At 53.4% G+C, this 22,583-nt stretch carries 18 protein-coding genes and 1 pseudogene; 16 read left to right on the forward strand and 3 right to left on the reverse strand.

What is annotated here, in order from left to right; genetic code table 11:
* The first annotated feature begins 140 nt into the window (after positions 1–140).
* The 7 genes from ABIE48_RS11915 to ABIE48_RS11945 all read left to right on the forward strand — a co-directional run bounded on the left by ABIE48_RS11915 (position 141) and on the right by ABIE48_RS11945 (position 7,585).
* Entirely contained in the window at positions 141–746 is a 606-nt protein-coding gene (locus ABIE48_RS11915; RefSeq protein ID WP_145023034.1) for a DUF2087 domain-containing protein, read from the forward strand.
* Positions 747–758: 12 nt separating this feature from the next.
* Positions 759–1,418: a spermidine synthase gene (locus ABIE48_RS11920; protein ID WP_192714465.1), complete on the forward strand. Its 660-nt coding sequence runs from the start codon at positions 759–761 to the stop codon at positions 1,416–1,418.
* 371 nt (positions 1,419–1,789) lie between these two features.
* The gene (gene vat(I) / locus ABIE48_RS11925; RefSeq protein WP_192714464.1) at positions 1,790–2,455 is read left to right on the forward strand and encodes a streptogramin A O-acetyltransferase Vat(I); all 666 of its coding nucleotides are present in this window, start codon (positions 1,790–1,792) and stop codon (positions 2,453–2,455) included.
* Positions 2,445–3,332, forward strand: a complete 888-nt coding sequence (locus tag ABIE48_RS11930; RefSeq protein WP_192714463.1) for a Vgb family protein — start codon at positions 2,445–2,447, stop codon at positions 3,330–3,332. The genes vat(I) and ABIE48_RS11930 overlap by 11 nt, the downstream gene beginning before the upstream one ends.
* A gap of 312 nt (positions 3,333–3,644) precedes the next feature.
* The gene (locus tag ABIE48_RS11935) at positions 3,645–5,714 is read left to right on the forward strand and encodes a GxGYxYP domain-containing protein (RefSeq protein WP_192714462.1); all 2,070 of its coding nucleotides are present in this window, start codon (positions 3,645–3,647) and stop codon (positions 5,712–5,714) included.
* 171 nt (positions 5,715–5,885) lie between these two features.
* The gene (locus ABIE48_RS11940) at positions 5,886–6,929 is read left to right on the forward strand and encodes an alpha/beta fold hydrolase (protein WP_354518932.1); all 1,044 of its coding nucleotides are present in this window, start codon (positions 5,886–5,888) and stop codon (positions 6,927–6,929) included.
* Positions 6,930–6,994: 65 nt separating this feature from the next.
* Positions 6,995–7,585 carry a TetR/AcrR family transcriptional regulator gene (locus ABIE48_RS11945; protein WP_145020672.1) on the forward strand — a complete coding sequence of 197 codons (591 nt, stop codon included), beginning with the start codon at positions 6,995–6,997 and terminating at the stop codon, positions 7,583–7,585.
* An 82-nt stretch (positions 7,586–7,667) separates the two neighbouring features.
* Here the strand turns inward: ABIE48_RS11945 and ABIE48_RS11950 are convergent.
* Both ABIE48_RS11950 and ABIE48_RS11955 read right to left on the reverse strand, forming a co-directional pair.
* Positions 7,668–7,835 (reverse strand): annotated as a pseudogene (locus ABIE48_RS11950) (stalk domain-containing protein); the annotation flags it as partial.
* 257 nt (positions 7,836–8,092) lie between these two features.
* Positions 8,093–9,025, reverse strand: a complete 933-nt coding sequence (locus tag ABIE48_RS11955) for a DMT family transporter (protein ID WP_192714461.1) — start codon at positions 9,023–9,025, stop codon at positions 8,093–8,095.
* Positions 9,026–9,160: 135 nt separating this feature from the next.
* Here ABIE48_RS11955 and ABIE48_RS11960 point away from each other — a divergent pair, with 135 nt between their 5' ends.
* The 9 genes from ABIE48_RS11960 (at position 9,161) to ABIE48_RS12000 (ending at position 21,566) form a co-directional block, all read left to right on the forward strand.
* On the forward strand, positions 9,161–10,579 hold the full coding sequence (locus ABIE48_RS11960; protein ID WP_192714460.1) for an aminotransferase-like domain-containing protein: 1,419 nt from the start codon (positions 9,161–9,163) through the stop codon (positions 10,577–10,579).
* 172 nt (positions 10,580–10,751) lie between these two features.
* On the forward strand, positions 10,752–11,531 hold the full coding sequence (locus ABIE48_RS11965; RefSeq protein ID WP_145946217.1) for an alpha/beta hydrolase: 780 nt from the start codon (positions 10,752–10,754) through the stop codon (positions 11,529–11,531).
* Between the two features lie 213 nt (positions 11,532–11,744).
* Positions 11,745–13,460 carry an alpha-keto acid decarboxylase family protein gene (locus tag ABIE48_RS11970; RefSeq protein WP_192714459.1) on the forward strand — a complete coding sequence of 572 codons (1,716 nt, stop codon included), beginning with the start codon at positions 11,745–11,747 and terminating at the stop codon, positions 13,458–13,460.
* Between the two features lie 190 nt (positions 13,461–13,650).
* Positions 13,651–13,833 (forward strand): hypothetical protein, encoded by a 183-nt coding sequence (locus ABIE48_RS11975; protein ID WP_192714458.1) that lies wholly within the window; start codon positions 13,651–13,653, stop codon positions 13,831–13,833.
* Positions 13,834–13,935: 102 nt separating this feature from the next.
* Complete coding sequence (locus ABIE48_RS11980) at positions 13,936–15,414, forward strand: polysaccharide deacetylase family protein (protein ID WP_192714457.1); 1,479 nt, start codon at positions 13,936–13,938, stop codon at positions 15,412–15,414.
* A 13-nt stretch (positions 15,415–15,427) separates the two neighbouring features.
* Entirely contained in the window at positions 15,428–16,750 is a 1,323-nt protein-coding gene (locus ABIE48_RS11985; RefSeq protein WP_192714456.1) for a nucleotide sugar dehydrogenase, read from the forward strand.
* Between the two features lie 9 nt (positions 16,751–16,759).
* Positions 16,760–18,637, forward strand: a complete 1,878-nt coding sequence (locus ABIE48_RS11990; protein WP_192714455.1) for a glycosyltransferase family 2 protein — start codon at positions 16,760–16,762, stop codon at positions 18,635–18,637.
* 36 nt (positions 18,638–18,673) lie between these two features.
* Positions 18,674–20,443, forward strand: a complete 1,770-nt coding sequence (locus ABIE48_RS11995) for a polysaccharide deacetylase family protein (protein ID WP_192714454.1) — start codon at positions 18,674–18,676, stop codon at positions 20,441–20,443.
* 49 nt (positions 20,444–20,492) lie between these two features.
* Complete coding sequence (locus ABIE48_RS12000) at positions 20,493–21,566, forward strand: glycosyl hydrolase family 18 protein (protein ID WP_354518937.1); 1,074 nt, start codon at positions 20,493–20,495, stop codon at positions 21,564–21,566.
* Positions 21,567–21,600: 34 nt separating this feature from the next.
* On the opposite strand, the gene ABIE48_RS12005 is transcribed toward ABIE48_RS12000, so the two are convergent.
* Positions 21,601–22,503: an AraC family transcriptional regulator gene (locus tag ABIE48_RS12005; protein ID WP_145020652.1), complete on the reverse strand. Its 903-nt coding sequence runs from the start codon at positions 22,501–22,503 to the stop codon at positions 21,601–21,603.
* Positions 22,504–22,583: the final 80 nt, after the last annotated feature.

A 22,583-nucleotide genomic window follows, 5' to 3' on the forward strand; every position in this document is an offset into this window, starting at 1 on the left:
GCCCGATCTTGATAAATAACCGTTGCAAGCTTTAGGGACAGAAGGGCTTCCCCAGCGCTTTTCTTGACGGAAGCGAAAATATTGATTATCCTTATATTTAATAAACATTAAATTTAATATGCATATAAAGGGTGGTTTTTCTGCAGCTCGATAAACTGGTCAATTATTATAAGGCTTTAGCCGACCGGAACCGGATACGGATTCTGGTACTCCTGTCTCAAGAAGAAATCAACGGAATGACCCTTGCGGAGAAGCTGGGTGTCACCCCTGCGACGATCACGCATCATATCGCCAAATTAAAGGAAGTCGGGGTTGTCATGGAGCGCCGGGAAAAGAACGTGTCGTACTACCGGATTTCGCAGGACATGATCGAGCGTACGGAAGGCCAGCTGCTGAAGCTGATCCGCAATTATGAGCCCCAGGAGGATCAGCCCGGGCCGCAGTTGTCCGCTAAGAACGAGAAGCTTCGGGACACCGTGCTCAAAAGCTTCATCATGGATGACGGCCGGCTGAAGAACATCCCGGCACAGCTCAAGAAAAAGCTGATTGTGCTTGAGTTTATGGTGCGAAACCTGGATATGGGACGAAAATACACGGAGAAGGAAATTAACGAGTTCATTAAAACGTTTCATCCCGATTTTGCCACGATCCGCAGGGAATTCATTATGCATCACTACCTGTATCGTGAAAAAGAAATCTATGAGTTGAATCCGGTGGAAATGTGGGAAAAATGGGAGTATCTCTAGGGAGGCGGTTACATGCTAGTAGACCCATTGGAAGTTTTGGAACGCTGCGATACCCCGCGCGGTGAAATTCAGCTCCAGCGCCGGGGCGGCGAATACGAATTGATCAGCAACGGTACGTTTCTCATGGCCACCTATAACGGCGAGTCGGAAAAAAGGCTTGTCCGTTCGGCCATCGAGGCCTGCGCCAAAGACGGCATGACTCTGCTGATCGGAGGCTTGGGCGTCGGCTATTCTTTGGGTGAGGCCGTGCATCATCCGCAAACCGGTCAAGTCACTGTCGTGGAAATCGAAGACCAGGTCATCGCCTGGAACCGGACCTATTTGGCGCCCTTTTCCGGAAACGCGCTGTCCGACCCAAAGACGAGGGTCATTTGCGCCGACCTGCTGAAATGGATATCCGAGACGGACGAGACATTCGATGCGCTATGTTTCGACATCGATAACGGGCCGGACTGGACGGTGTTTCAAGACAACGAAAGCCTGTATTCTCCGGAGGGACTTAAGGCGCTTACCCGCCTGCTGAATCCCGGAGGCGTCATGTCTTTCTGGAGTGCTTCGGCGTCTCCGGCATTTAAGGCGCTCCTCGAGTCCCGTTTTGCCGGAGTGGAAGAAATTCGCATCAAGCAGCCGCGGAACGTCGAGCCGGATGTGGTGTACATAGCCAAAACTTAAACTAGTAATCATGCAACGCTTTATGGAAAAAAAGGTTGAACCTGTGCCTGCGGTATGATAAATTAAGGGCATTCAAGTCATGAAAGGGTGACCTTAGGCCAATGATCTACTAATCCTATCCACACAAAACAATCGTTTGAAACGATGTTTAGGATAGGATTCGTGCGGGCTTTTTTAAGAAGTCATGCCGGTTGGGCATATGCTTCTTAAGTACGGGATCATGGCGCACTCTCTTGACGAGAGGTTTCAGCGGATTTCCCTGCGTATACAGCCTCCTGTCCTGAACATCGGGACAGGGGGCTTTTTTGTGTGGCAATGAGGCGACCGAACAAGCTATCCAATCTGCTGAACCATCGAAAGGAGTGACTTGCATGCCAGGTCCTAATCCGAACGCGAAGTATCCGATACCCGGGGACAACAATATGCAGTTTATCAAAAACGTGATCACGATGCCGAACCTGATCGCGGGAGATTATTCTTACTACTATGCGATCGATGGAGAGTCGTTTGAAGATCAGGTGTTATATCATTACGAATTTCTCGGAACCAAGCTAATTATCGGCAAGTTTTGCTCGATTGCCGGAGAGGCGCGTTTTATGATGGCTGGAGGCAACCATCGGATGGACGGATCCACGTTTCCTTTTAATATTTTCGGAAACGGCTGGGAAGCCCACACGCCAACACTAGATCAGCTCCCGATCAAGGGGGATACCGTTGTGGGAAACGACGTCTGGATCGGACGAAGGGCAACGATCCTGCCGGGCGTGAAGATTGGCGACGGAGCGATCATCGCGGCCGAAGCCGTCGTGACAAGGGACGTCGAGCCTTACACCATCGTCGGCGGCAACCCCGCGAAGGAAATCCGCAAGCGCTACGCATCCGAGGTGATCGCCGAGCTGCTGGAGATCCGCTGGTGGGATCACGACATCGAAGAAATCGAGCGGTTCATGGGCGCTATCGCGAGCGGCGACATGGATCTGCTGCGGCAAATGGGCAAGCCGCAGCAAGAGGAAGGAGGGAGGTCAGATGAGGATTGAAATAGAGGAATTCCTATTGCCTTTGCCGGACTCAGGGCCATACGGTATCACGGCTGGCAGAGACGGGACCGTGTGGTTCACGGAACAGAAAAGAAACCGGATCGGAGCCCGGGGCGAGCGTGGCGAGTTTACCGCTTTTGACGTGCCGACACCCAATGCGGGGGTGATGTCGATCCTGTGCGACCGAAACGGGGATCTTTGGTTTATCGAATATCATGCCGGGCAGATCGGCCGGATGACGCCAGGCGGAGAGTTCACGGAGTATGAACTACCCGACCCGGGCTGTGCGCCGTTTGGTCTCGCTGAAGGGCCTGACGGGGCGATCTGGTTCACCGAGATGATGACCGGCCGGATCGGCAGGCTCAGTCCTGCGGGTGAAGTGACCGAGTACAAGCTTCCTCATGAGGGTGCTTTTCCATCCTTCATCACCACAGGCAGTGACGGGAAGCTGTGGTTTACGGAAAACCAAGGGAATCGGATCGGCACCATCGCACCGGACGGTTCAGTTGCTCACTATGCGCTTCCAACGCCAGGTTCCGCACCGGTCGGGATTACGGCAGGGCCTGACGGCGCGCTGTGGTTTGTGGAGATCGCCGGGAATCGGGTCGGCAGAATCACGACGGACGGTAAGATAAGCGAGTATTCGCTGCCTACCGCAGGGGCGAAGCCTCACGCGATCACGTCCGGAATCGGCCAGGACCTTTGGTTCACGGAATGGGGTGCGAATCGGATCGGCCGCATCACCGTGGACGGTAAGCTGACCGAATATGACATTCCGACACAGGGGGCGGAACCGCATGGCATCGCTTTGGCCGCGGACGGCACGGTGTGGTTTGCCGAAGAATGCAATCTTCTTGGACGATTGACGATCAAGTAGAGAGTGCGAAGCAAAAGTCTCAGGATCATCCGTGACCTGAGGCTTTTTGGTATGAAAATGACATATCTTTTTCTGTCCGTTTATTCGGAACAATGGACTAAGCGGATGCTCCGCGAGTACTAATTTTTTAACTATTTTTGTCGAAAGCCTTGTAAAGCAATATTAGATATATTAAATATAGATTGTATAACAGCAATGGAGAACCTCGATTCCGTTCGGCGTTCAGCATGGCGAGGTTTCAAATACGGGCCGGGAGTAGGGTGTTTCTTTCAATTGCCAACCAAATCAGCGTAAAGTTGAGGTGTATTGTTCATGCTTCGAAAGTTCACCACGGTTTGTCTCGCTGCGGTCTGTGCACTGTCCATCTCCATGGGCGCGTCCGCCGAACCGGCGGCAAACCCCTCATCCTCATCCAGCGGCATCAAATGGCCGGAATCGCAAGCGCTTCCAAGCTTTGCTAAGGTGAAGCATCTGGACGTTGCGGACGTTTATGACGCCCCCGGAGACGTCAAGATCATGCTGGCGACCCTCCAGGGCATCGTCAACCGAAACCAGCCTCGAATCTATTTGCTGGAGAACCAGGAAGAAGGCAAAATGACTTGGCTGAACGATCTCAAGGTGCCTTATACGGTGCATGACGATCCTTGGGAACTGGTAAGCGATTTTAAAAAAGAAGTGAAGGGAATCATCGTCTACGATCCGAAAGTACCGGACAGCATTAACGTGGCGACAACGCTTGCCGGGCTGAAGGATGCGGTGGTCGCCAGCCCTGAGCTCAGCGCCAAGCTGACAGCGGCTCCTTATGGCCTGAAAGTGCTCGATGATTTGCAGGGCAAGTTTAAGGATAAATTGGATGCCTACACCTGGCAGTACGAAAATTTGTGGAAGCAGACGACGCACCGGATGCTGATCGGGCTGAGTCCGGATACGTCAGTGAAGCTGCCTCCGGGACTCCCGCAGTCGTTTAAAGTGGTGGCTGAGGAGAAGACGCAGGAGCGGGATGCGAAGAACCGCAAGATCTACGACCTGGATTTGACGTCTTTCCTAGGTACGGATGCGGTATACCTCCGCTTTGAGGATGCGTTCCAGCAGGACGGATGGGGATCGGCCGTTCATGAAGTGACCGTGAAGGCTGATGGCCAGACGATCGCCCAGTTCGTGCCCGGAACCGACGACGAGAAGCCTTTCCTGTACGACGCTCAAGGCTCGCAGCTTTCCGCCGGCAGCGGCGGACACCGGTTCGCAGACAACGGGCGGTACTTTGTCTACCAATTTAAAGTACCTGCTGGTACGAAGTCGTTGACCGCTTCGGTGGACATGTGGAACCAATTCAAGGTGTTTGCGGGCAACGAAGCTCCGCCTTCATCAGAACAGAAAGAGCCATACGGCTATCTCCGCGATTATGCGGTCGCTAACAAGGCGATGGTATTCTGGCTGGGCACCAATACGCCTGAGCAAAAGGCATTGTTTGATAAGATCCTTGCCGATGTTCCTGCAGGAACACCATACCTCGGCTGGTTCAGCAACGATACCGAAGGCGAGTTCAACGGGGTCGAGCTGTTGTCGAACCACAGCATCTACGTTCTTGCTGCCGACTGGTTCAGTAATCTGACCGTATTTTCCGGTACGGAAAACAAAGGCCAAGGGCCGCTTCCGTCCGACAAGGTCAAGACACCAAAACTCGAAAATAAAATTTATGTGACATACACCTTTAGCGAAGGCGACAACTTCCAGTACAACCAGCACCGGATGCGCATTTTGTGGGATGATCCGAACCGCGGCAAAGTGCCAATCAACTGGACGTCCAGTCCGATGCTGTACGACGGGGCGCCGGCTATGCTGAACTACTACAGAAGCACGGCAACCGCCAACGACCAGCTGGTCGCCGGACCGTCCGGCGGCGGGTATTTCTACCCGAACGCCTGGCCGGAGAAGACGCTGCCCGATTTCCTGAAGAAGACTTCCTCCTACCTGAAAAAGACCGGAATGACCGTACCATACGTATTGAACCGTATTGCGAACCAAAACGTTCCGCTCAGTGACTCCGTCGTCAAAGCTTATGAGGACAACTACCGTCCGAACGGGCTGTTTCTTAGCTGGGAAGATCATTTCGGCGTGGATATCTTGAAAGGAAACCTGCCGGTATCGACGATTCAGGGTATTAGTACCGTACAGGATGGACAAAAGATTCTGGCGGACGCCAAAGCAAAGTGGGACGGCAAATCTCCGCTGTTCGTATCCCTCGGGCTGCTGGCCTGGAATATGACGCCGACCGATGTGGTGAAGCTGACGGATTCGCTCGGGCCGGAATTCCAGCCGGTGCTGGCGGACCAATACTTCTCCCTCATTCGGGAGGCGAATCATCTGCCGAAAAAGCCGTAAATCAAGGACAATAATAAAAGCGGTCGACGCGAAAAGGCGTTGGCCGCTTTTGGCATTTCATCAGAGAAAAACTCAATATACCCATTGACAATGGATACGGGAATCCATTATCTTTATGATTAAAGATGAGTGAGTAACTCACTCATTATAAGATGAAAGCGGGGAATTCATATGAGCAATGCTTTGGTTCAAATCGTGATGCGGAAAAGAAATCAACAGAAAAATGCGCGGCTGCTTCGTATAACAGCTTCGGAAGGAATCGCCGAATCCGGCTTTGTACGTATTGGCGGGATTGAACAATGGGTGACCATCCGGGGGGAAAACCGGCGCAATCCGGTACTGCTGTTTATTCATGGAGGGCCGGGATCGGTGTATTCCATCTTCAGTCCACTGCTGCGTTCCTGGGAAAAGAATTTTACGATTGTGCAGTGGGATCAGCGGGGTGCGGGGAAGACCTTCCGGCGCAACGGCAAACAAGGCAGCGGATTGTTGACCTTCGACCGGTTGGCGGAGGACGGGATCGAGTTATCCGAATATCTATGCGGCAAGCTCCAGCAGACAAAGCTTATTCTGGTTGGCAGTTCGGCTGGCAGCCTTACCGGCATCATGATGGCTGCGCGTCGTCCGGATTTATACCACGCTTATGTAGGGACGGATCAGAACGCACCCGATCCCGAACATGTTGGGCATCGATTGCTGCTGGAGGCATTCCGAGCTACGGGCAGCAAGAAGGGAGCCGAACTGCTTGAGCGTATGGGAACCGATCCTTCTACCTGGAGCAGCAGGGATGTCGATACACGCAACCGGCTTATGGTGAAGGCAATACGTGGTGTCCCCAATATGATCACGGATTTGATCATGCCGTCGATGCTGTCATCTCCGGAACATACGATGAGGGATATGTCGGATCTGTTTAAAGGAATGAAATTTTCCGCTGAGGCTCTTCATGAAGATATGGTCCGTTTTGATTTTGACAAGATCGGATACCGCTTCGAGCTGCCTGTGTTTATTGTTCAAGGGGATTCGGACTTTATTACGCCGACGGCAACGGCCAAAGCGTATTACGGCCGCATTGATGCCCCATACAAAGAGCTCGTGCTCATCCATCAGGCCGGTCATTTGGCGTGCTTTTCCCGGCCGGAACAGTTTTACGCATTTCTTCAGAATAAAGTCCTCCCCTTGGCGGTGGCTGCGGAAATGAAGCAAGTACGGTGATCCAAAAGGAACGTCATGGTACAATAGGGATACATTATTTTTGAGAGATTGGAGTTCGGAGTCTATTGTCACCATTAAACAAGGAACAGCTGGCCCATATCCGGGATGAGAGGAAAAGTCAAATCAAGCAGGCCGCGACAAAGCTTTTTGCCCGCAGCGGCTTTACAGGAACGAAGACCAGCATGATCGCGGCGGAAGCCGGCGTCAGCGAGGGGCTGATTTATCGTTATTTCACGTCCAAGGATGAGCTGTTTACCAGCATCGTCCAGGAGCTGATGGAGGAAGGGCAGAGAGAGACGGGGAATGTGCCGAGCCTGCCGGGCACGCCATATGAGCAGATTCAAGCGCTGACGGAAAATATGCTCAGCGAGAACAAATTCGCTTTTATGCTCATTCTCCGCGCCGTCCGCAGCCTTGACGCCATTCCCAAGGACGCCGCAGACATTCTGAAGGAGCACTCGGCGGATGCCATGATCGAGCCGCTGATTCCCTTATTCGTGCAAGGGCAGGAAGCCGGGGAGTTTGCCGAAGGCGATCCTCGCGAGCTGCTTCACTGGTATTTTTACATCGTGAACGCCTTGATCGTTGAGGAAGCGGATGAGAAGCCGTATGGAACACCGTCGGCGGAAATGCTGATGAGGATGCTGAAAAGGTGATGACGGCAAACGGCCGGTCAGGATGATTCCTGATCGGCCGTTTTTGATTGTGTGATTTTATGCAAAAACAGCTGGATAGAGCTTATTCCGCATCAACGAAGAAATTCCGGCTGCCGATTTGAACATCCTGAACATTTGGTTTTCCGTCCTTGCCGGTGTGGATAAAAAAGACGTAACGTTCAACTGTACCGCCAGTAAACTTGAGGGTAATCGTATTGCCCGAAATGCTGTACGTCCCCGTTCCGCTAGACCCCGCGGAGGTATTGGTTGTTCCTTATAGATACGACATTTCGGCGGCGACAACCATGTGTATGCGTAAAATGGCCGATTATTCCTTGACGCTTCCGATTATAGTTCGATTTGGATCTGCATGTGAGGTCCATAGTTCCTTTTTTTTTACATATACGTTATAGGTCGAAAAGAAGAAAAAATTTTGCATATCTGCACATGGTCTGCCACGGTTGCACATGTATGGGAAGATTATAGTACTGGGAATAAAAAATGCGGCTAATCCCGGACTGCCGTTACGTCTGTCGTGACTTGCGCCGGCCTGTGGATGACCCGTAGAATGCTGTCCAGATTAGTGATCAGCGTTCCGGCAATAATCGTAATCATGCCGGCGACCGAGAGCCAGGTGATGCGTTCATGATACAGCACGGCTCCTGCCGCCATGGCGATCATCGGCGAGATATACAGCCATGTCGACGGAAAAACGGGATTCGTCTTGGCGACCAGCCAATAATAGAGGCTGTGGGCGACCATGGATCCCATGACGATCAGATAAGCGAGCGAACCGAGCGCGGCACCGGCGGGCAGCCCGACGGCATGTATGGGCTCAGTCAGCAGAGATAGCACAAGCAGAAGGAACCCGCCATGCATCATCTGCGCCGCATTCAGCGCAACGGGCGGCGCATCGGGGAAGCGTTGGATCACCTTTCGTGAATACAGCGTTCCTGCGGCGTAGCTGATTTCCCCGGCAAGGATGACCAGGCCGCCGATGACCCAGGCGCCTCCGGTGGAGGAAGAGAGGTCCGAGAGCAGCAGCAGCAGGACGCCCGCGAAACCGAGCAGGCAGCCGGCGACGGTCCGCGCCGTGCTCTTTGCTTTGAAGACCAGCACTTGGATGAGTAAAATGATGAGCGGGCCCGTAGCCGAGAAGACAGCGGCGGATCCGGAAGAAACGTGCTGCTCGGCCCAATAGAGCGGTGCAAAAGTGCCGAAGGTCAGCAGGATGCCGCTCAGCAGCATTTCTTTGCGCAGCAGAAGACGGAAACGGGACTTTTTGCGCCAAACCATCCACAAAAACAGCGCCAAGCCAGCCGCAAAAAAGCGCAGTCCCGCCGAGAAAAAGGGCGGAGCAGACGCGTCTACCCCGATTTTAATGGCCAGAAACGTTGTGCCAAAAATAAGACACATCAGCAAGTAGTTGACAAGTATCATGCTAAATCCTCCTTTGGTTGTCTCCCCATCATACAAGGAGGATTACAGAACAGATGCATGATAACAGAACAGATGGACGCGGATTTATAGTACAATGAGTCTACAACCCATTTGATGTCCGGAGGGAAAATGATAATGCAGACGACACAGAAGGATCATCCGCTGCTGTACCGTCAGGTCTACGATCATATTGTCGCCAGGATTCAACGGGGAGAACTTGCAGCCCATGACAAGCTTCCTTCGATCCGGATGCTGGCCGGGGAGCTGCAGGTTCATCGGCTCACCGTTTTTCGCGCCTACCAGCTGCTGAAGGAAGAGGGGAAGGCTTACGTAAAGGAAAAATCGGGATATTATGTTGCTCCGGTGCATGAAATCACGGGACTGCCAACCTATGAAAAAAGCTCCGCTGCTGCCCGGCCCTATAAGAACGAGATGTCTGACATTCAGCGCGTGCCTTCCGTTTATCAATTTTCGCAGGCGCTGATTGATCCCAATCTGCTGCCCAATTTGTATCTGTCCCAATATGTCAAAGAGGTGTTTGACCGCTATCCGAAAATGATCGGCACTTATTCCGATTTGCAGGGGGATGCCGAGTTAAGGGATTTTCTGGGCGATAACATGACGGGAAGGCTCAAGGTGAGTATATCGGCGGACGAATTGATCATTACATCCGGTGCGCAGCAGGCTATTGATCTGTTAGCCCGGCTCTATATTCGTCCGCTGGACGCCGTGATGGTGGAGCGTCCGACTTACAGCGCGGCACTGGATATTTTTCGCGCACAGGGTGCCCGTTTTCTCCCCATTGACATTTTGCCTGGCGGATACGACCTTGACCAGGTCGAGGAGATGATGAAGCGGCACAAGCCCCGCTTTTTCTATATGAATCCGACCTTTCACAACCCAACGGGCTATTCGGTCCCTGCCGGTCAGCGGAAAGAGCTGGTCGCCTTGGCCGAGAAATATCAGTGCCTGCTCGTTGAAGACGACACGTTTCGCGACATTTATTTCGGCGAGCCTCCGTCGTTACCGCTGTTTACCTATGACACGGAGGGATGGGTTATCTATTTGAGCAGCTTCAGCAAATACGTAGCTCCGGGTCTCCGGATCTGTGCTGTGGTGGGCCGAAGCTCGGTCATCCAGCCGCTGTTAACCTTGAAGTCGCTTGCGGATAACGGCTCGCCGCTCGTCAATCAGAAGCTGTTTCTGCACTATTTCGGATCAGAGCGGATGCAGAATCACCTGGAAAAGCTGCGGATTGCCCTTCAGATCCGGCGGGATCTGATGATCGAGTCACTCCGGGGTACCAGCTGGCAGTGGACTGTGCCTGAAGGCGGTCTCAACCTGTGGGTGAAGCTCCCGGATCATCTCTCTGTGGACATGTTATGGCAGCGAGCCACCGCGGAGGCGGTTTCGTTCGTTCCGGGCACGGTATTTGACCCGAAGCGCGAAATGCGCTCCTGGATACGGTTCAGCTACAGCTTTGTCAATGAGGAGCAGATTCGGACCGGCATGCGGCTTCTGACAAACTTGGCAGGCAGCATGAACAATGGATAGCCTCGATTCCCACCTTCATTACACCCAAAAATCATCATGAACTTTTTGCCATGACGCGTTACAATAATGATGGAGGCCGAACAACCGGAACCCGCTTGCAGCAGGCAATGGAGCAGGCGGGAAGAACGGCAGCCGATTCAATGGATCGATTATAGAGAGGTGGACTTCTATCATGGCTTTGATTCAATGTCACTTTTTTTCGGACGTGCTGCAGCTCAGTACTTCCATGACGGTCATTCTTCCGCAGCAGACCCGCCATCAGATCGGGATGCAGAATAACACATTTGCGGACAAGCATCCGACGCTGTATCTGCTCCACGGATTGTCGGATGACGATTCCATCTGGCTGCGCAGAACGTCGATCGAGCGTTATGTCGCATCGACGGGACTGGCGGTCGTTATGCCTCAGGTGCACCGCAGCTTCTACACGGACATGGCTTATGGAAACAAGTACTGGACGTTCATCAGCGAGGAGCTCCCAAGCATTGCCCGCTCTTTCTTCCCGCTGTCGGCGGAAAGGGAGGACAATTTCGTCGCAGGGCTGTCCATGGGAGGTTACGGGGCGTTTAAATGGGCGCTTAGCAAACCGGAGAGCTTCGCGGCCGCCGCTTCGTTGTCAGGTGCCATGAACGGTATGAGAGCCCCGGAAGATCCGGACCGCTTCCCGGATTATAAGCTGATTTACGGGGACAAGCCGGAAAAAAACCGCGAGGAAGACTTGTTTTGGCTGATGGAGCAGTGCGCGAAGTCGGAAGGACCGAAACCGATGCTGTATCAATGCTGCGGCACCGAAGACTTTTTGTACGAGGACAACGTTATGTTCCGTGAAGCGTGCAAGCAGTCGGGGCTGGACTATACATACGAAGAGGGCCCGGGAAGCCATGAATGGGGCTATTGGGACGCCAAAATTCAAGACGTGCTCGCCTGGCTCCCGCTGAAGAACAACGCATAACCTGAGGATTTGCAACCTTGTAATGCAGACCGAGGCATACGACATATGCCAAGGTCTTTTTTTGTAAGTGAAAAAAGCTTAAGCTTCAAAGACAGAGCTTCCTTATTTTCCACTCTGGGGAGCAATTTGAATCCTCGTGTAGAATAACCTGTCCACGGAAAGGGTAATGTTATACAGAAACAGCCCAAGAAATGGATAAGGAGTGAGCGAAGAATGGGTAACATGACGGCGACGGGAAGTACCAATCAGAAGTCTGGCACCACAGGGAAAAGTCTCGGCCAGTATTTGTTCGATTGCTTAAAGCTTGAGGGAATCACCGAAATTTTCGGCGTGCCCGGAGACTATAATTTTACCCTGCTCGATACGCTGGAGAAGTATAACGGCATTGAATTTATCAATGGAAGAAATGAATTGAACTCGGGATACGCGGCGGACGCTTACGCCAGGATCAAAGGCATTTCGGCGCTGATTACGACGTTCGGCGTCGGTGAACTCAGTGCCTGCAACGCGATCGCCGGGGCGAACAGCGAGCACATTCCGCTGATTCATATCGTCGGATCCCCTCCGGACAAGGATCAGAAGGAGCATAAGCTGATGCACCACACCTTGATGGACGGCAATTTTGACGTCTTTCGCAAGGTGTACGAGCCGATTACGGCCTATACGGCCGTCGTCACGCCGGAGAATGCCGAGATCGAAATTCCGACGGCTATCCGGATCGCCAAGGAGAAGAAAAAGCCGGTCTATCTGGTGATCGCCGACGACTTGGTCTCAAAGCCTGTTATGGGAAGGGGAGAACCGACACCGCCAAAACCGTCATCCAACCTGACAACTCTTCAAGCAGCGGCGGATCAGGTGCGCCAGCTGCTTGACCGGGCCCGCAAGCCGGTTTTGCTGGTTGACGTGAATGCGATGCGTTTCGGACTTCAAACGGCGGTGCGTCAGCTGGCAGATGCCATGAATATTCCGGTGGCGACGATGATGTTCGGTAAAGGTGCTTTCGATGAGTCACACCCCAACTATATCGGGGTATACGGCGGCTCGTTTGGTTCGTCTGAAGTACAAACGGCGGTGGAACAAGCCGACTGCGTCATCGCGGTCGGGATGGTGTGGGCGGACAGCAATACGGGCACGTACACCGCCAAATTGAATCCGCTCGTTACCGTCGATATTCAGCCCAAGATGATCAAGGTGGGAGGGGCTGAATTCCCGAATGTTCTGGCTGCCGACATGCTGCTTGAGCTGCAAAAGATCGGTTATAAAGGCAGCGGCGCCGCTGGCAAGGGGGCGTTTCCGTATGATCAAGTTACGGGTGAACCCGAAGCACCGCTGCTCGCCACGACTTATTATCCAAGGATTCAGCGTATGCTGAAGGAAGGCGATATCGTCGTCGCCGAGACGGGAACGTTCTATAACGGCATGGCTTATGTTCGGCTGCCCCGGAACGTCACGTATATTACGCAGGGAGGGTGGCAGTCGATCGGCTATGCCACGCCGTCAGCCTATGGTGCCTGCATTGCCGCTCCGGACCGCAGGGTGCTGCTGTTTACGGGGGACGGCTCGCTGCAGCTGACTGCGCAGGAGATCAGCTCGATGCTGTATTACGGCTGCAAGCCGATCATTTTCGTTCTGAATAATGACGGATACACCATCGAAAAATACTTGAACGTGAAGACGGAGAATCAGCGCTACAACCAGATTCCGCGCTGGTCGTACACGAAGCTGGCCGAAGCCTTCGGCGGAGAGGCGTTTACGGCGACGGTGCGGACAAACGGGGAACTCGAGCAGGCGTTCGCTCAGGCGGACCAGGAGCGGGCTGGAAAGCTCTGCATCATTGAAATGATCGCCGCCGACCCGATGGATGCGCCGGAATATATGAAGCGGATGCGCAATTACATGGAGGAGCAGGTGAAAAAAGGGCAGAAATAAAGCATGGGAACAGTGCTGCAGGAAGGTTCTTGATGAACTTTCCAGCAGCACTTTTTTTGTGTATGTATCCATTCCGGTAAGATGATGATAATCGCTGATTTTGACAGGGTCTATGGGCATGTTCAGAATTTGTACAGTTGAATCTAGTAACCTAGTTCTATGCACATAGATAAATGGAGTGGTTATTAGGATGTTCGACCGTTATTTTACAGAAATGCGTAAGCTTAGTCATGAAGACGAATTGCGTTACCGTTATTTGATCAGAGGGGTTAAACTGCTGCTGGAGCAGCGAAAATCGGAGAATTCCAAAGGATTTCCGCGATTGAGAAGATGCCGGCAGTCCGAATCGATCCAGCCCGGGACCTGGGATTAAAGTTTGAATATCGAAAAATTGACATCTTTTTGTCATTTGTTGAATAGGCTTTACACGTTATTCTTTTGGTAGGACTTAAGAGTGTGTCATAAGGAGATATCTATGAAAGTGATGAAAGACTTTTCGCCCAGAAAACCGGCCGGATGGCTGGTGCTCGCGGTTCTGGCAATAAGCATGCTGTCAGGATGCTCTTGGATGGGGGGAGACGATACGGACGGCGGCACGAAAACGGCTGAAGCTGACAAGCCGGTTCAGCGTTATGCCGGTGAGATGAGCCAAGCCGTTTCTCTGGCGTACACGACCAGCCGGAACCTTGCTTTAACGTTTAACGGGATGGCAGACGCCCACACGATGGACAAGCTTCTTGATCAGCTAGATGCCTTAGGCATAAAAGCAACCTTCTTTTTGCCGGGGATGCGGGTCGCGGAGGAACCGGACATCGCCCGGCAAATTTTGTCCCGGGGACATGAGATCGAGAACAATACGCTGAATGCGGTCGATATGAGCCGGATGGACTACGGACAGATCTACAAGGAAATCCATTTGGCCGACGATGTCATCCGCAAACAAACGGGGGTCACTCCGAAGTTCGTCCGAACGCAAACGGGAGCGATCAGCGAGGATATCCGGCTGGCTGCGGCACAGAGCGGACAGCAGGCGGTCATATCCTACAGTCTGTTTTTACATAATTGGAAGGCGGAGACCCCTCAGCAAAAAAAGAACTATATCCGGAAATACATCAACCGCGGGGGGATCGTGGCGATTGACCTTGCGGAGAACCGGACTTTGAATGAATCGGTGGACCTGATCGCTGCGGAAGCTTCGGCAGCCGGTTATCATTTCGTTACTTTAGACAAGCTGGTCGCCACAGGCGGCGTACGTAAACCGGCCGACACGGTTCAAGGGTATCAGGCTGCGAAGTATAACGCCGATTACGCCAAAGCAGATTACAATCTCGTGTACAGCCACAAGACCGCCAAGAAGGAAATCGCCCTTACCTTTGACGATTGGGGCACGGATGAAACGATCACGAAGCTGCTCGACATTTTGGATCAGTACCACGTGAAGGGTACGTTTTTTTTGCGTGCGGACGGGGTGGAGAAAAATCCGAATCTGGCGCGTGCTATCGCCCAAGCAGGGCATGATGTCGGAAATCATACTTACAGCCATCCGGTCCTGACCAAGCTCAGCGTCAAGCAGCTGCAGGATGAAGTGGTCAAGGCGCACCGCATCATTACGGATGCGATCCAGCAGCAGCCAGCCATGCTGTTCCGGCCGCCGACCGGCGATATTGACGACCGCACAGCCCGGATTATCGCGGCGGCCGGTTACCGGAATATTGTCGATTTCGATATCGATCCGAATGATTGGAACCGGGATCGCACCGCTTCAGAGATCGTGAACTCGGTTATCCAGCAAAGCCACAGCGGCGGAATTATTTTACTGCATTCGCTGGATGATACCCACACGGCGGAGGCGCTGCCGGGCATTATTCAAAACTTGCGGAAACAAGGATACACATTCGTGAAACTGTCTGACTGGATTTCAGATAAAGGGAATCCTTCAGGTAATGAAAGATAGATGGAGATGGAATATGTCAACACCAACTGAAGAAGTGCTGTATGCATACAGCCCGGTCGCGGTTATTGGACTCGGGTATGTAGGCCTTCCCCTGGCACAGGCGTTCTCGAAAAAGATGCGGGTGATCGGTTTTGACGTCAACCCGGACAAGGTCAGCCGGCTGCAGGAGGAAGCCTCTCCTGATGTGCAGACGTCCGTGTATGACGAAGACCCAGCGCCTGCGGGATTGGAATATACATCCGACGCGGACCGGCTTGGCGAAGCCATGTTTTATGTGATTGCCGTACCGACCCCGGTGCAGAGCGGTAACGTGCCGGATTTACGGTTTGTGGAAGAAGCGAGCCGCATGGTCGGCAGGAGGCTGCGCCAAGGTGCGGTTGTGGTTTATGAATCGACCGTGTACCCTGGCGTCACCGAAGAGATTTGCGTTCCGATCCTGGAGGCGGAGTCAAGCCTGCGCTGCGGAACCGATTTTAAAGTAGGATATTCGCCGGAGCGGATCAATCCAGGCGATGAGGTTCACCGGCTCGACAATATCGTCAAGATCGTGTCGGGAATGGATGAGGAATCGCTCGGGATCATTGCCGGCATGTACGAACAGATCATCGATGCCGGCGTATACCGGGCGGAAAGCATCAAGGTGGCCGAAGCGGCGAAGGTCATTGAAAATGCCCAGCGGGACATCAACATCGCCTTTATGAACGAACTGTCCATGCTGTTCCACCAGATGGGCATCGATACCCGGGAAGTGCTGCGCGCCGCAGGGACAAAGTGGAATTTCCTGAACTTCGTTCCCGGTTTGGTTGGCGGGCACTGCATAGGAATCGATCCGTACTACTTGACGTACAAAGCGGAGGATACCGGTATCCGTTCACGGATCATTCTGGCGGCACGGCATATCAACGACGGGATGGGCAAATATGTCGCCGAGCAGCTGATCAAGCTGCTCGTCCGGCAGCGGCTGGACCTGCGCGACGTGAAGGTCGCCGTTCTAGGCTTGGCATACAAGGAGGACTGCGCCGATATCCGGAATTCCAAAGTGGTGGATATCATCAAAGAGCTTCAGGATTACGGTATTGAACCCCGGATCGTCGACCCGCTGGTAGACCCGAAAGCGGCTTATGCGGAATACGGTCTGGAGCTGTCCCGGGTCGAAGAGCTGCAGGACCTGCATGTGCTGGTCACGGCCGTCCCGCATCAATGCTTTGCGGGCATGGGCTATGCGGATATGGATCCGATGTTCAGAAAGGAATCGGTAAAGATCTTGCTGGACGTTAAAGGAATATATGACAAAGCAGAGTTCGAGCGTCAGGGTTACATTTATTGGCGGCTGTAACGAGAGCAGATGGGAGAAATAAGAACCGTGTTCAGACGAAAGAAAAAACAAACCGATGAGGTTCTGACCTTACCCCGTTCGGATCGGCGGATCTTATCGAACGTTCCTGACCCGGAACAAATTCGCCGTTCAGTCGACCGGAGAGGCTCGCGGGATAACGATGCGGACCAGTTCAGTTCAGATTATTTGGAACGGATGCGGAAGTTCAGCCTGCGTTACGAGGCGGATTTTCCCGTGCTTCTGACTTGGGGCAAAGGAAAGAACCGGAGAAAACTGAAAACGAAGGCAGTCGATGTCTCTTCAACGGGCCTCCTGCTCGAGCTGCCTTTCACGACGGACCACATCCAGCCGGGAAGCAGAGTGTCCATGCACTTTGAAATTCCGGCAGGCACGATGCCGGAAGGCTTTGAATCCAAAGTGGATATCGAAGGGGTCGTCGTACGGACCTTTGAGCGCGGAACCGGCAGAGAGGCCGTTTCTTTGGCGGCTTTTGAGTTCACCAACCCGCTCCATGAATATTTTCAGCGCAGACGCTGGGGGTACTCCGTGTATACGGCCAGCGGCCTGCTGCTGCTTGCCGCCGTCTTCGTTCTGCTGCTTCGGGCTGAGAGCATCATTTATTTTAAGTACAATTTCCTGCTGTATTTATACAGCCTGATCGCCGCGGCATTTTTGTTGACGAGATACTTGTTCGGGTCTCTATATCGTGACGTGCCGGTCAATCCGGATTTTACGCCGGGCGTATCGATCATTATTCCGTGCTTCAACGAAGAGAAGTGGATCCATCGGACGATTATCAGCTGCATCAACCAGGATTACCCGGTGGACAAGCTGGAGGTCATCGTCGTCGATGACCGCTCTACCGACCGGTCCGCGGAGCAGATTCAGAAAACGATCGACCTGCTTCATCAGGAAGCGGACCGCTTTCAAACCAAAGAACGGCTTCGGATGCATATCCTCCCTGAGAACGGTGGGAAACGGGAAGCCTTGGTGCAGGGAGTACGGATGGCAAAGCATGATCTGGTCGTGTTCGTGGATTCGGACAGCTTCCTGGATCCACTCGCCATTAAGCATTTGGTGCAACCCTTCCAAGATCCGCGCATGGGCGGAGTTGCCGGGCGGACGGACGTGGAGAACAAGTACACCAACTCCATTACGAAGCTCCAGACCGTGCGATATTACATCGCGTTCCGCATTATGAAGGCGGCCGAGTCCTGGTTTGACAGCGTCACCTGTCTGTCCGGGCCGTTATCCTGTTATAAAAAGAGGCTTGTGCTGAAGCATGCTGACGCCTGGCTCAACCAGAAGTTTCTGGGACAGCCCGCTACGTTCGGCGACGACCGCAGCATGACCAACTTTATCCTGAAGACACACCGGACGGCGTACCAGGATAAAGCGGTTTGCTCCACGATCGTTCCTTCGGAGATGAATGTCTTTCTAAAGCAGCAGATACGCTGGAAGCGTTCCTGGCTGCGGGAATCTCTTCGGGCAGCCGGTTTTATTTGGAGAAAGGAGCCGTTTATGGCCCTCTTTTTCTACATCGGTGTCATCGTTCCGATCGCTGCGCCGCTGATCGTGCTCTACAACCTGCTGTATGTGCCCATTTTCCACCATGTGTTTCCGGGAACCTTCTTGATGGGGCTTCTGCTGATGTCCCTGCTGATGAGTCTGGCCCATCTATTGTTCCGTAAAAGCAAGCTGTGGGTATTCGGCTTCGTCTTTTGCTTTTTCTACGAAATGGTGCTGCTCTGGCAAATGCCGGTCGCCTGGTTCACCTTCTGGAAATCAACCTGGGGGACAAGGGAAACGCCACAGGACGTCGAGGCGAGAAATAAAAAGGCCGCAAGAAAAAACCGAAAAAATACGAAGACGGAAGTGCCGCTGTAACCCGGCGGAACCGCGGAATTTAAATGAGGATGCAGGATGAAAAAAGGAAAACGCAGCGAAGCGCTTGATGTGAAGCGCAAAAACCGGCGGAAGTGGATCAAAACCTGGATCCAGCTCTTCCTGGTGATCATGGTCATCTTTCTGATCTACCAAGCCGTCGCAAGAACCGACCGCTACGCCGAACCGGACAAGTCGACGTGGCATAATCGAAGCGGGTTTGTCGCGCTGTCTTATTTTGGGGTCAGCCGAACCGGAACACCGCTTCTGATCGATAAAGCACAGCTCAAAGCCCAGCTACAAACCCTCCATGATCAAGGCTATGTCACTGTGTCACAGCAGGACATCCTCGATTTCTACCATAAGGGGAAGGCACTGCCGGACAAGGCGCTGTTTTTGTCCTTTGAGGACGGGCGCAATGACTCCAGTCTTTATGCCCTGCCTTTGCTGGAGAGATACAATGATAAGGCGACCTTCCTCACCTATGCCAACAAGATGGGGAACGGGGATCATAAATTCGTGCAGCCCAAGGAACTCCGCAGCATGATGAAAAGCGGGTATTGGGAAATGGGGACCAACGGGTACCGTTTGACCTACATCAATATTTTCGATAAAAACGGTGGCTACATCGGCGTCAAGGACGAAAATAAGCTGGACAGCAAAGAGGACATCGAGCATTATAACCACTACCTTATGGATTTTATCCGCGATGAAAATATGATTCCGCTCGAGGACCGGGATACGATGCAGGCGCGGATCAGCAAGGATTATCAGCTGATGGACACGGTCTATACCGACAAACTCGGCTTCGTGCCCGGCGTCTATATGATCATGCATGCCAACGCGATGTACGGGAGCATGAACCCGCTTGTGACGGATGTAAATGACCGCAATATCCGTGCTCTGTTCCAGATGCATTTTAACCTGGAGGGCAATGCGTTCAACGGGCCATCACAGGATGTGTACAACCTGACCCGCGTCCAGCCTGAGCCCTACTGGTCAACCAACCATCTTTTGATGAAAATCGGCAAGGACAGCGGCCAGCAAATGACGTACGTGACCGGGGACCAGAAGCAGTCGGGGCAGTGGAAGCAGGCTGGAGGCGCCGCCGAATTCAAGGATAACCGGATCGTCCTGACGTCACCGCCTGCCGGGGAAGGCAAGCTTTTGCTGGATCAAGGAGAACAGGCACCTGAGGATTTCACCTTAAGCGCGAAGGTTTCCGGCAACGTGGTCGGCAAGCAGTCTTTTTACTTGAAGGACCGTGGAGATGGTCAGCAGTACGTGCGCGTCACGCTGGACCGCAACGAAATCCAGGTGGAGCAGAAGCTGTCTGGATCCTCTGTGACTGTCTTGGGCACACAAAAGCTGGATCCGGTCAAGTGGTCTTCAGAGGACCTCGCTTTTGACAAGGCAACGGTGTATTCCGCAGAAGAAGCGCAGGCTGGCGCCAATACAGATGACGAGGAGGAATATCCCGTCAACATCAAAAATACCCGGCAGATTCAAATGAAGCTGTCGGGAAACCGGCTGGAAATCATCGTGGACGGGCAGCCCGTTCTCCAAGCCTCGGTCGATCCTTCGCTGAAGGGCGGTGCTGTGGGACTGGGATCAGCCTACAGTCCGCAAAACACCAAGGACGATATCTATGACGGAATCTTTGAGGATGTCACGGTGACTACGGAAAATGCGGCGGATGGAAAAACCTCGGTGTGGTATACGAATAAGCTGCTCGGCTGGAAAAAAGCCGCGGCGCAGGTTGAGCATGCGATGGACGCGACGATCGATTGGGCCATCGATACGTTCTGACGAAAGAGCAATTTCAAAGGCGAAATGGCGGTGTAATGAGAAGATGGGTATGAAGCAAGTGGCTCAATCCGTATGGATGACTTTGGTGCTGGTCATCGTCGCCGTAGGGGTCGGTTTCAGCATTTGGATGAGGCAGCCGGCGATGCAAGCGGCGGCTCCGCCGGCCAGAAGTCCTGTAGAACTCACCGCATGGGTGGTGGATTGGCAGTGGGAGTCGGGGCTTGCGGATGCAGGGAAGCTGGGCAAGGCTCTAAGCCGTGTTCAGGCGTTTGCCACCTATTTTGACGAATCGGATCAGCCCTATTTTACGAAGGCGTTCAAAGAAGCGCTGCCGCAAATCCGGGAAACGGCGGAGGCTGCCGGCATCGCCGAGCTGAACCTGACCCTTGTTAACGATATCGTGCGGCAGGACGGCAGCGAGTCCCCCAAAGATTCGGAGCTGGTCTCGCGGCTGGTATCCACGAAGGAAGCTCGTGAGCAGCATATCGCCGAGATTGAGGCCCTGCTCGATCAATACTCGTTTCAAGGGGTGGAGATCGATTATGAGCGCATCCAGGACAAGGACTGGGGTTATATGACCGCTTTTTACCGCGAATTGTATGAGCGGATGCATGCCAAGGGGAAATCGCTCCGCATCGTGCTGGAGTCGAGGGCTCCCGTCGAAACGCTGAAGCTGCCCGAAGGGCCTGAATATGTGATGATGGCCTACAATTTGTACGGTACGCACAGCGGTCCGGGACCCAAAGCGGACAAAGCTTTTCTGAAAAAGCTGGCCAAGCGGATGACAGCTGTTCCGGGGGTGAAGACGATCGCGATTGCGGCCGGGGGCTTTGACTGGCATGGGGATCAAGTGACTGCCATTACCGAACAGCAGGCCGTAAAGATACGGTACACGAACAGCTCGGAGCTCAAGCGGGACGCGGCTAGCGGAAGTCTGCACTATCAGTACACCGATGATAAGAACGTAAAACATACGGTGTGGTATGCGGACGGTTCAACACTGACTTCCTGGATCGACACGCTGCGCCAAGCCGGAATTACCCATGTGGCCGTCTGGAGGCTGGGTGAACTCGGAAGAGGCACTTTGGACAAGCTGGTTCAAGCTGCCACAACGGCAAAGTAAATAAAAGGCCGCTGCGCGTTTACGTGTCAGCGGCTTAATGATGGATTTCCGGAGCACCCATGGAGGCATGGGTGCTCATGTATTTTTTCGGAGAGATGCCGCAGGCGGACTTAAAGGCTTTGCTGAAAGCGTAAATGCTGCTGTAGCCAACCTGCTCGGCGATCGCGGACAGGGATAACCGGCTGTACATCATCAGCTCCTTGGCCCGCTCCATCCGGTACCGGATCTGGAATTGGTGCGGGGACACGTCATACGTCTGCTTGAATACGCGCGAGAAGTGATACAGGCTCAGGCAGGCCGTTTTGGATAAGTCCTCCAGCCGAATTATGTCATTGTAATGCTCCATGATGTGGGTCACCGCCCGCTCCATCGCAGCCTGATGCAGCGAGAGCCGGCCATGTCCGGCCGCCTTCAGGCCCTTGATGACCAAATACAGAATATCCAGCACGAGCGATTTCTGAAGCAGCGGAAATTCGGCATCCCGGCGCTCGTAGGCGTGGATGAGCCGCATCAGCTCCTGATGAATTTCCGCATGGTTATGTACCCGGATCAGATGGGGGATTTCCAGCACGGAACCCAGCCAATCCGGCCGGAGCCACGAAAGCTCTTGTTGGCTGCATTCCGCCCGCAGTTTAAAGTTGATCGGTACCTCCTCGTAGTCTTCATAATACAGGGCGTCGAAATGGATATGGGGCATCCAGCAGGGTCCCCTGGAACGGACAAATTCATGCTCAATACCGGGCTTGAACAGCAGCAGGTCGCCTGGAAACACAGTCAGTGAATCCCCGCCAATCCGGATGTCGAGCTCGCCTTGTTCAACATACAGCAGTTCGTAATCAAAAATGATCCGCGGCGCCAGTTTCATACGGTCAACTTTGTGATGCCACGCCCTTCGCACGTAGGGGGACAAGGCTTGCAGCAGCTGTTGCCGGTCCATACGCTTTGACAGCTCCCTCCTTTAATGGTCCCTTATCCGGGTTTCCGCTCTTTCAGCGGCTCGGCGGTTCTTTATTCTGA

It is taken from the genome of Paenibacillus sp. OAE614 (assembly GCF_040546645.1).
Taxonomy (GTDB): Bacteria; Bacillota; Bacilli; order Paenibacillales; family Paenibacillaceae; genus Paenibacillus_AQ; species Paenibacillus_AQ favisporus.

Bases quoted from the DNA above. Each gene is read 5' to 3' on its own strand.
- ABIE48_RS11980 (WP_192714457.1), top strand. From the start codon at position 13,936: ATGAAAGTGATGAAAGACTTTTCGCCCAGAAAACCGGCCGGATGGCTG.
- ABIE48_RS12005 (WP_145020652.1), bottom strand. From the start codon at position 22,503: ATGGACCGGCAACAGCTGCTGCAAGCCTTGTCCCCCTACGTGCGAAGG.
- ABIE48_RS11990 (WP_192714455.1), top strand. From the start codon at position 16,760: ATGGGAGAAATAAGAACCGTGTTCAGACGAAAGAAAAAACAAACCGAT.
- ABIE48_RS11920 (WP_192714465.1), top strand. From the start codon at position 759: ATGCTAGTAGACCCATTGGAAGTTTTGGAACGCTGCGATACCCCGCGC.
- ABIE48_RS11930 (WP_192714463.1), top strand. From the start codon at position 2,445: ATGAGGATTGAAATAGAGGAATTCCTATTGCCTTTGCCGGACTCAGGG.
- ABIE48_RS11995 (WP_192714454.1), top strand. From the start codon at position 18,674: ATGAAAAAAGGAAAACGCAGCGAAGCGCTTGATGTGAAGCGCAAAAAC.
- ABIE48_RS11960 (WP_192714460.1), top strand. From the start codon at position 9,161: ATGCAGACGACACAGAAGGATCATCCGCTGCTGTACCGTCAGGTCTAC.
- ABIE48_RS11965 (WP_145946217.1), top strand. From the start codon at position 10,752: ATGGCTTTGATTCAATGTCACTTTTTTTCGGACGTGCTGCAGCTCAGT.
- ABIE48_RS11955 (WP_192714461.1), bottom strand. From the start codon at position 9,025: ATGATACTTGTCAACTACTTGCTGATGTGTCTTATTTTTGGCACAACG.
- ABIE48_RS11935 (WP_192714462.1), top strand. From the start codon at position 3,645: ATGCTTCGAAAGTTCACCACGGTTTGTCTCGCTGCGGTCTGTGCACTG.
- ABIE48_RS11985 (WP_192714456.1), top strand. From the start codon at position 15,428: ATGTCAACACCAACTGAAGAAGTGCTGTATGCATACAGCCCGGTCGCG.
- ABIE48_RS11940 (WP_354518932.1), top strand. From the start codon at position 5,886: ATGAGCAATGCTTTGGTTCAAATCGTGATGCGGAAAAGAAATCAACAG.
- ABIE48_RS11975 (WP_192714458.1), top strand. From the start codon at position 13,651: ATGTTCGACCGTTATTTTACAGAAATGCGTAAGCTTAGTCATGAAGAC.
- ABIE48_RS12000 (WP_354518937.1), top strand. From the start codon at position 20,493: ATGAAGCAAGTGGCTCAATCCGTATGGATGACTTTGGTGCTGGTCATC.
- ABIE48_RS11970 (WP_192714459.1), top strand. From the start codon at position 11,745: ATGGGTAACATGACGGCGACGGGAAGTACCAATCAGAAGTCTGGCACC.